The following is a 9,084-nucleotide window of genomic DNA, read 5'->3' on the forward strand; positions in this document are numbered from 1 at the left end:
GATCAGGACACAAAAACCAAGCCCCCGCTAAAAACCCAAACCGTAACATAAAAAAACAAAGCCTATCCAGCAGCCACAGAAAAGCCGCGCCTGAACCGCATCCGCCAACGACGCATTGCCAAAGATGTCCACCAAAAATACCGTGGGGCATAAAACCCGCACCCAACAGGACATGTCGCACATGGGGCCGCACCATGGGACGGCGGAAGGCCCATGTTTCACGTGAAACATGGGCCAGGCCGGCATGCAAACCCAAGAAGCAACGCCACGCTAGATAAATAATACGTTAAACAAAGGGGCTGAGCGCGCCCCAACCGCTGGCGGCGCTTCCGTTAGATCCAACGCGGGCTGATTCGCTCATGCCTCACCCCAAAGACACAACGCCAAGTCCCGGGGCGGCCTTCGATCGAAGGGCCGCTGAGCGGAATCCGCCATGCCCGCAGGGGGCCTGCGGCGCCAGGGAACCATCGCTTTCCTTCGCATGGCCAATGCCAAAGGTGGCAGAAAAAGGGGCAGCGATCCGCCGGGGATCGGGCTGGGGCAATTGGCAACCGCAAGTTAGACGCCCGTCTTGTGTGCCGACGGCGTCGAATGCGCATCGCCACCGGGGCTTTCTTGTCGTCCTCCGGTGCCCTTGGGCCGTCGGAGGAACCGGTAGGCGTGGCATGTTGGATAATGGATCGCCCGGCCCGCCCAAGCTCAAGCCCCAGGGACCTGCAACCTATGATGGGACGCGAGGTAAGGGGGTAGGGGCCCAAAGAAGGATCCCAGCGCCTGCGAGCTGGGCGCTAGCACCGTGGTACGCCGAACACCCCAAGCCGCCGGGATGGACGGGCACCCGGCAATGAGGGAACCCCGCCCCAAGGGGCCGCAGCGGCGTAAGACCGACAAGGGGCAACGACCCCAAAGAGGGGCTGCTGCCCATGGCAAGACACGAGGGCGCCAAGGCACGCCAAACGCCCAAAGCCCTGGCATGGCAGGACCCAGGACAGCGGGAAACCGCCCCAAGGGGCCGCAAAACTCGGCGCAAAATAGCGTGCATCGACCTTGATTTATGCTGACCTTATCCCTACCTTCCTTGCCATCGCGCTACAGCCTGCGGGTGCCAAGGGGCCACAAGGAACGGTCCTCCTCGGCCCAAGGCCCGGCGGAGACGAGGCCCCATAGGGCGGCCTAAGGCAACCGCTTCACACAAGGCAGGCTTTGGAATATATTTAAAAATCAGATCACCCCATGTGCGCCCAAGGGGATGACGCGGAACGGGGAAGGGAAGAAAACAAAAGCCCCCGCATCCCCCGTGGGCAGGCGAAAAGGTCCGCCCCGGGATGGGGCATCTTAGGCGGTACGGCAATTTATTGCTCGTTTAGCATATAATAAAAAAGCCGCGGCCGGAGCCCAATCCCATGGGCGGAATCTCGACTTTGATCTACAAAAACGATCTACAAAAACCTCGAAGCCATAGGGGGATGGGAATTTAAGACGTCCTTAAACCTTAATATAAAGTTCCGTCCCCTCCCACGAAAAACCCTGCTCCGAGAATCCGGGAGGTGAGAGCGCGTCATCCCTTCTTTCTTCCTAGCCGGAAGAACCGCCTGGGGTTGCAGGCCAAGAGGCGCCATTGGGGGTCCGCAGGGCGGTGACGTTCCAGGGAAATAGGGGCTTCGCAAAGGGGCTTTATCTCATACGTCTTCAGGGCCCCTGGTAAGGTCGAAACCAACGCTTTGGAGGCCGGGAGGTGTTTTTGATGGTCAAGGGCAGCATAAGGACGAAGCTCATAGCGGTGGTCTTAGGTGGAGCCCTGGCGGTTCTTGGGGGCATAACCGCCATCACCGCGGTGAACGTGAGGAGGAGCGCCATGGAGGCGGGGCTCAAGGAGGGGCTTTACGCCTCAAGGGCCGACGCCGCCAGGGTGGAGGAAGAGCTCCAGCGGGCCATGGACGTGGCGTACGAGGTTTCCCAGGTACTTGGGGCCATGGTGGAGTCCGGCGCCCAAAGCCGGGAGGGGGCCCGGAACATACTGGTTAGAACCTTGGCATCCCACCCGGACTTCTTCGCCATGTCCTGCGGGTTTGAGCCCAACGCCTTCGACGGCCGGGACCAGGACTACGTGAACAAACCCTGGCACGACGGCACCGGCCGGTTCGTGCCCTACGTTTACAACGACGGCGGCACCATCAAGACCGAGCCCCTGGTGGGCTACGACAAGGAAGGGGAGGGGGACTGGTACCTGGTGCCGGTGAGGACCGGCAAGCTCTTCCTCACGGAGCCCTACGAGTACCCGGTGGGGGGGAAGAAGGTCCTCATGACCACCGTGTCGTCTCCGGTGAAGGCCAAGGGCAAGGTCATAGGGGCGGTGACGGTGGACATATCGCTGGACAAGATCCAAAGCATCGTCTCGGGCCTTAAATTCTTCGACTCCGGGTTCGCCCGCCTCATGTCCTACAACGGGATCGTGGCGGCCCACAAGGACGGGGAGCGGATAAACAAGCCCGCAGGGGAGCTCAAGGACCCCTCGGGGCAGAGGTTTTTGGAGAGGATCCGCCGCGGTGAGGAGTGGCATGAGCGGGCGTGGAACGAGTCCGCCAAGAGGTACACCATAAAGATCAACACTCCGGTTCGGGTGGATGGGGTGGACACCCCCTGGAGCTTTGGGGGGGTGCTCTTTGAGGAGGAGGTTTACGCCAAGGCCAACAGGCTGGTGACCACCGTGGTGCTCCTGTCGGCGCTGGGGGCCTTGGCGCTGGCGGCGGTGGTCTTCTTCGGGGCCAACAGGATAACGGCCCCCATAAGGAGGCTTTCGGCCCTGGCGGACCGGGCGGCCTCCGGGGACCTTTCCATGGGGGAGGACGAGCTGGTCATGAGGACCGGCGACGAGACCGAGGCTCTGTCCCGGTCCATCTACGGCATGATGAGCTCCCTCCGGGGGACGCTGGGGGCCATATCCCAGGCGGTGTCGGACCTCTCCCCGCAGCGCCCAGGTGGTGTCCGGCTCCTCCCGGGAGGCGTCGGAGGCCATGGAGCGGTGCTCGTCCCTCGTGTCCGACACATCTAAGAGGCTGGACCGGCTGGCGGCGTCCCAGGAGGAGATAACCGCCTCCTCCGAGGAGGTGGCGTCGGGCTCCCAGATGTCCGCCCAGAGGGCCACGGACATGGCCTCTTCGGTGGAGGACGCCAGATCCTCCGGCGAGGAGGGGGCCCGGGCGGTCCTCAGGGTGGCCCAGTCCCTGCGGTCCGTGGCCCAGGAGGCGGAGCGGGCCAGCTCCATGGTGAAGACGTTGGGGGAGCGGGCGGGCAGGATACAGTCCTTCGTGGCCCAGATAGGCCAGATAGCGGACCAGACGAACCTGTTGGCGTTAAACGCCGCCATAGAGGCCGCCCGGGCGGGGGAAGCGGGCAAGGGCTTCGCGGTGGTGGCGGAGGAGGTGCGGAAGCTGGCGGAGGAGTCCAACCGGGCGGCGTCCCAGATAGCGGAGCTGGCGGACGGCATAGCCCAGGACATGGCACAGGTGCAGTCCGCCTCGGAGGGCAACGCCAAGATGTCCAGGGAGGCCTTCTCCGCCGCGGAGGATGCCTCGTCCCTCATAGAGCGGATCATGGAAAGCCTTAAGGGGATATCCGCCGCCACCCAGGACCTGGCGGCGGTGGCGGAGGAACAGGCGGCCTCCAGCGGGGAGATAGCCCAGGCGGTGCAGGACATAGCGTCGGAGTCCTCAAATGCCCAGGCGTCCGTCAAGGACGCGGAGGCCATGGCCCACGAGGCGTCCTCCCTGGTTCGAAGCCTGGAGGAGAGCACCCAGAGCCTCACAAGCCTGGCCCAGCGCCTTGGGGATCTCTCCAGGGGCTTCCGCTTAAGCAGCCAGCAAAGCTCAAACGCCACCCCCCCAAGGGCCCTTAGGGCTTAATAGGGCCCTTGGCTTAAGGAGGATAAATGTGAAGGGGGAGCCCACATCTCCCCCTTCACATTTCCGATACCTTGGGCTTTTTGCCCGCTTCCAGCCCCATGGACTTCTAATCCCGGCCATGGGGCCCCCGCCTACTCCAATGGCTCCTTGTTCGACCTCCTTCGGAGGATGGACGGCGTGTCCAGGTGGCTGGCGCTGCCCTCGAAGAGGCTGCCCACGGACAAGTCCTGGGGGGATCTATCGTGGGCTTCCCTGGGCCTGTGCCTTAGGTGCTCCTCCCTTAAGGCGCCCTTGGGACGAACAGCCCCAGGGGCGGCCAGATGGGAGTCCCCCTGGGCCTCGAAGCCCGCGGCTATCACCACCACCTTGACGGTGCCCCTCAGGTTGTCGTCCTGCCTGTAACCCCAGAAGAACAACGCGTCCTCCCCCAGGTACCCCTGGAAGGCCTCCGCCGCGTCGTTTAGCTCGTGGATCCCTATGTCCGGCCCGGCGGTTACGTTTATGAGCCCCCCGCTGGCGTCCTTGAGGCGTACCTCCATGAGGGGGCTCTCCATGGCCTTCCGGAGGGCCTCCAGGGCCCGCCCCTCCCCCTGAGCGGAGCCTATGCCCATCACCGCCCTTCCGGAGCGGCTCATCACCGCCTTCACGTCCGCGAAGTCCACGTTCACAAGGCCGGGGTTAACTATGAGGTCCGTCACCCCCTGGACCGCCTGGCGGAGAACGTCGTTGGCGATGGCAAAGGACTCCTCTATGGTCATCCTGGCGTCGGACAGGTCTATGAGCCGGTCGTTGGGGATCACGATGAGGGAGTCCACCACCGGGGCCAGCTCCTCTATGCCCCTTAAGGCGTTGCTCATCCGGCGGCTGCCCTCGAAGGTGAAGGGTTTGGTCACCACCGCCACGGTCAGTATCCCCATCTCCCTGGCCATGGCGGCCATAACCGGAAGGGCCCCGGTGCCGGTGCCGCCCCCCATTCCGGCGGCGAAGTAGACCATGTCCGCCCCCTCCAACACCCGCCTTATCTCGTCCTTGGACTCCACCGCCGCCTGCCGTCCAAGCTCCGGCCTCGCCCCGGCGCCCAACCCCTTGGTGAGCTGGCGGCCCAGGATTACCTTTACGTCCGAGTCCACCCCCTCAAGGGCCCTCACGTCCGTGTTGGCCGCCACGGATACGACCCCGCTAAGGCCGCTCTTTATCATGTAGGAAAGGGCGTTGCCGCCCCCTCCTCCCACTCCAATCACCTTTATTACCTCCTTGGGGGCCCTGCCCTGCAGGCGGTCTCCCCCCTGGGGGCCCGTGACGCCCCCATCGGGGGGCACTATGCCGAACAACGGATACGTCAAAAAAACCCCCTCCTCCCAAGAACCATGGATGCCCTTCGCCTTAAAGTTAAGCTTGTTTTATCGGATATTTGCTACAAAAATAGACTAAAAGAACCATTTCCAACCGGTTCCCCTGGATTATACTTTGATTTAAAGGTGCCATTTAATGATATACTTCTATGGCGCGTCAAGTCAAGCAAGTGCAGGGACATTCAAATCGACTAACCATGGAGGTGTGCAAGCTGGTAAACCGCCGGAGCGGGTCAAGGTCAAACAAAGGCGTCAACGGCCAGGACGGGTCCCGGATAGGGGACGCCCCGGCATGGCCCCTGGCGGGGTTCCTGCTGCTTCTGTTCCTCTGGGCCTATCCGGTGGTGGTGCCGGTGTTCAAGCCCCTGTGCCTTGGATGGATTCTGGCCTTCTCCCTCAAGGGCCTTCACCGACGCCTGTGCCGATGGGTCAACACGCCGGGCCTCACCGCTGGGCTTTTGGTGCTCCTGGCGGCCCTTGCGGTGACCGCCCCTGTGGCCTACGGGGCGTACCTGATTGGAGCAAAGGCCCAGCAGCTCCTGGGCGCCGTGGCGGAGGCGGGCTCCTTTGACCCCGCCTCCCTGTCCTCGGAGCTGGCCCATGTCATGACCCCCCTGTTGAACCTCCTGCCCCAGTGGGTGGACCACAGGTCCCTGGACGGCCATCTCACGGACCTTGCGGTCTTCCTCGCCCGGCAGGGGGTCCGGCTCTCGGGGGCCATGGTGTCCGGCGTATCCTCCCTGATATACGAAGGAACCCTTGGGGCCTTCGTGGGCTTCTTCCTCCTAAAGGACTGGGACCGGCTGGTGCTCGCGGTCCGCAACCACCTGCCGCTGCCGGGGCACCGGCGGGACCTGTTCCTGCTCAAGTCCTCCCGGGTCATGAGGTCGGTCATCATCGGCTCCATCCTCACGGGCCTCATACAGGGGGCGCTGGGCTGGATCGGCTGGCGCCTGGCGGGGCTTCCCAACGGAGCCGCCGCGGGGCTTGGCATGTTCGCCGCCAGCTTCATCCCCCTGGTGGGCACCGCCCTGGTGTGGCTGCCCGGGGCCCTTTATCTAATCCTCATCGGCGCCGCCAAGGAGGGCCTCTTCCTCCTCATATGGGGAGCTTCCGCGGTCTCCGGCCTGGACCAGTTCATCCGGCCGGTGCTCATGTCCAGCAACCGGGAGGACGGCACCTCCACGCTTCTCATGATAACCGGCGTCATCGGGGGCCTTAGCGCCTTCGGCCTGCCGGGGCTGTTCCTGGGACCCGTGGCGCTGCACGCCCTGATGCTGGGAATACAGATGGGGCTTCCCAGGAGTTGCCAAAAAACCAAAACCGGTTTAGAATCACCCCATGGTGACCGTGTCTAACCTCCAAGTTCGGAACCGTTTCAGCTGTTGTTGTCGCCGGGAGTCCACATGACCCCGGTGATGGTGCTTGGCGCCCTCCCGGGACATACCGGGCGGACCGCCGACGCCTTGCCTCCTTCCGATCATGGAAACGGGCATTGAACGAAAGCAGGCTATCTAAAACTAAGAGGTCCGCCGCCGGGCGGGCCTCTTAGTTTTTTGTCCCCTTCCCCTCGGGCCCTCGCCCCATGGGGGTGCGCGGGAAACACAGGAAGGGCAAATCAGGGAGGTGTTCAGATTGGGGTGTTCAGGGAAATAGCGGAGGACTTCAGGGCCTTCAGGGATCGGGACCCGTCGGTGCCCAAGGGCATGAGGGGCGCGTTGGAGGTGGCGCTATGCGCCCCGGGCTTTCACGCCCTCCTGGGGCACAGGATCGCCCACCGCCTCCACAGGCTGGGGGTGCCGGTGCTGCCCAGGCTCATATCGGTGATATTCCGCTGGTGGACCGGCATTGAGATCCACCCAGGCGCCAAGATCGGCAAGGGGATACTGATAGACCACGGCTCCGGGGTGGTCATAGGGGAGTCCGCGGTGGTGAAGGACCGGTGCGTCATATTCCAGGGGGTCACGTTGGGGGCCACGGGCAACGAGCGCCAGTGGCAGAGGCACCCGATCCTGGAGGAGGACGTGGTGGTGGGCAGCGGAGCTAAGATATTAGGCCCCATAACCGTGGGCAGGGGAGCCAAGATAGGGGCCAACAGCGTGGTGCTCTCACCGGTGCCCCCCTTCACCACCATGGTGGGCCCCAAGGCAAGGCCCGTCAAGGGGCCCGGCGCGGCCCATGTCAGCAAGAGGCCGGAACCCTGGGGCCTCATGGACGCAGCCAACCTCTCCGCTACAGCCGCCAACAAAGAGGCGGACCTCTTAAGGCGCATAGAGGCCCTGGAGCGGGAGGTCATGCGGCTTAAGCGGGAGATGAGGCTCAAGGAGCGCAAGGATTCTTTTGAGGAGGTGGCAATATGATAAAGGTATCAGACCTTCCCCTGGCGGGGCTGGTGGGCAACACCCCCATGCTTCCCATAAAGACCCGGGGGGCTACGGTGTACGTGAAACTTGAGGGGAACAACCCCGGAGGGTCCGTGAAGGACCGGGCGGTTTGGGGCATGCTGCTCCGGGCGGAGCGACAGGGGCTGCTGCGGGAGGACTCAGTGATAGTGGAGCCCACCAGCGGCAACACCGGTATAGCCCTCGCCATGTTCGGCGCCGCCTTAGGGCTGAAGGTGGTCCTCACCATGCCGGAATCCATGTCGGAGGAGCGCCGCAAGGTTCTCAAGGCCTACGGGGCCTCGCTGGAACTAACCAGCGCATCGGAGGGGATGCAGGGGGCGGTGAACCGGTCGTTGGAGATCCTGAAGGCGGAGGCCCGGGCCTTCACGCTGGACCAGTTCTCAAACCCCGGCAACCCCTGGGCCCACTCGGTGTCCACGGGGCCCGAGATAGTCTTAGCCCTTAGGCCCGTTCCCATAGGGGCCTTCGTGGCGGGGGTGGGGACCGGGGGCACCATAAGCGGCGCCGCGAGGGCCATCAAGGCCGCCTGGCCCAGCGCCCAGGTGGTGGCGGTGGAGCCCGAGGAGTCCCCCCTGATATCCAAGGGCACCGCGGGAAAGCACGGCATCCAGGGCATCGGGGCCAACTTCATCCCCAAGAACCTGGACCTGTCGTTGGTGGACCGGGTGGTCACGGTGAACACCGAGGAGGCCAAGGAGGCGGCCCGGTGGCTTTCCGCCTCCCACGGGCTCTTCAGCGGCATATCCACCGGCGCCAACGTGATAGCCGCCATACGGCTGGCGGAGGAGATGCCCAACACCCAAGCGGTGGTCACCATCCAGTGCGACCGCCAGGACAAGTACCTCAGCGTGCTTTAGCCTTCACGCTTCACGAAGCTAAGGGCCCCGCCCTTCGACGAGGCGGGGCCTTTAGGACGCTCCTCGTCCAGCAGCGCAAACCGCCTGTTAAAGCCCATGGCGGCAAGGAACAGCAATACCCCCGCGGCGGAAACCCAGCTCCTTCCCAAGGAGAGCCCCTCCCGCCGGTTGAGATCCTTAAGGTCTATGAGGTACAGCACCGGCACCCCCATCCGAAGCACATGGCCCACAAGGCCGTTTCCCCCGTCAGCCCTTGGCATCACAAGGCCGGACCGCACCTCCAGTATGGCGGGATCATCCCCCAGGTTCGCGGCGGACCCCCCTATGCTCACCACCAGCTTGGGGCTCCTGGCCTTCACCAGCCGCAGCTTCCTCTGAAGGACCCGGTCCTTCCACAGCGGGACGCCCCGGGCGGACCTGAGGAGCACCTCCAATCCCTCCGGCGGCATACCCCCGCCGGTCTCCCCCTCCCCTCCCAACGTGTAGGCCAGGGCGGGGCGCTTGAGGACCCGGGACCTCAAAAGGCAGTCCTCCATCACGGGCCAGGGGGCCTCCGGCCGGTTGGCCC

7 protein-coding genes are annotated in these 9,084 nt (G+C 64.2%); 5 read left to right on the forward strand and 2 right to left on the reverse strand.

Annotated features, from left to right (window positions below; genetic code table 11):
* The first annotated feature begins 1,744 nt into the window (after positions 1-1,744).
* Complete coding sequence (locus tag N2315_06855) at positions 1,745-3,052, forward strand: methyl-accepting chemotaxis protein (GenBank protein ID MCX7828910.1); 1,308 nt, start codon at positions 1,745-1,747, stop codon at positions 3,050-3,052.
* Positions 2,982-3,902: a methyl-accepting chemotaxis protein gene (locus N2315_06860; GenBank protein MCX7828911.1), complete on the forward strand. Its 921-nt coding sequence runs from the start codon at positions 2,982-2,984 to the stop codon at positions 3,900-3,902. Before N2315_06855 ends, N2315_06860 begins: the two co-directional genes overlap by 71 nt.
* A gap of 131 nt (positions 3,903-4,033) precedes the next feature.
* Here the strand turns inward: N2315_06860 and ftsZ are convergent, their stop codons facing one another.
* Entirely contained in the window at positions 4,034-5,245 is a 1,212-nt protein-coding gene (gene ftsZ / locus N2315_06865; GenBank protein ID MCX7828912.1) for a cell division protein FtsZ, read from the reverse strand.
* A gap of 206 nt (positions 5,246-5,451) precedes the next feature.
* Between ftsZ and N2315_06870 the strand changes: the two genes are divergently transcribed.
* The 3 genes from N2315_06870 to cysK all read left to right on the forward strand — a co-directional run bounded on the left by N2315_06870 (position 5,452) and on the right by cysK (position 8,516).
* Complete coding sequence (locus N2315_06870; protein MCX7828913.1) at positions 5,452-6,612, forward strand: AI-2E family transporter; 1,161 nt, start codon at positions 5,452-5,454, stop codon at positions 6,610-6,612.
* 282 nt (positions 6,613-6,894) lie between these two features.
* On the forward strand, positions 6,895-7,614 hold the full coding sequence (locus N2315_06875; protein ID MCX7828914.1) for a serine O-acetyltransferase: 720 nt from the start codon (positions 6,895-6,897) through the stop codon (positions 7,612-7,614).
* Positions 7,611-8,516, forward strand: coding sequence for a cysteine synthase A (cysK, locus tag N2315_06880; GenBank protein ID MCX7828915.1), 906 nt, complete (start codon positions 7,611-7,613; stop codon positions 8,514-8,516). The genes N2315_06875 and cysK overlap by 4 nt, the downstream gene beginning before the upstream one ends.
* Here the strand turns inward: cysK and pgsW are convergent.
* Positions 8,513-9,084 (reverse strand): poly-gamma-glutamate system protein (gene pgsW, locus N2315_06885; GenBank protein MCX7828916.1); only part of this gene is annotated, 572 nt, incomplete at its 5' end. The genes cysK and pgsW overlap by 4 nt on opposite strands.

The sequence above is a fragment of the Thermanaerothrix sp. genome (assembly GCA_026417795.1).
Classification (GTDB): Bacteria; Synergistota; Synergistia; order Synergistales; family Synergistaceae; genus Thermanaerovibrio.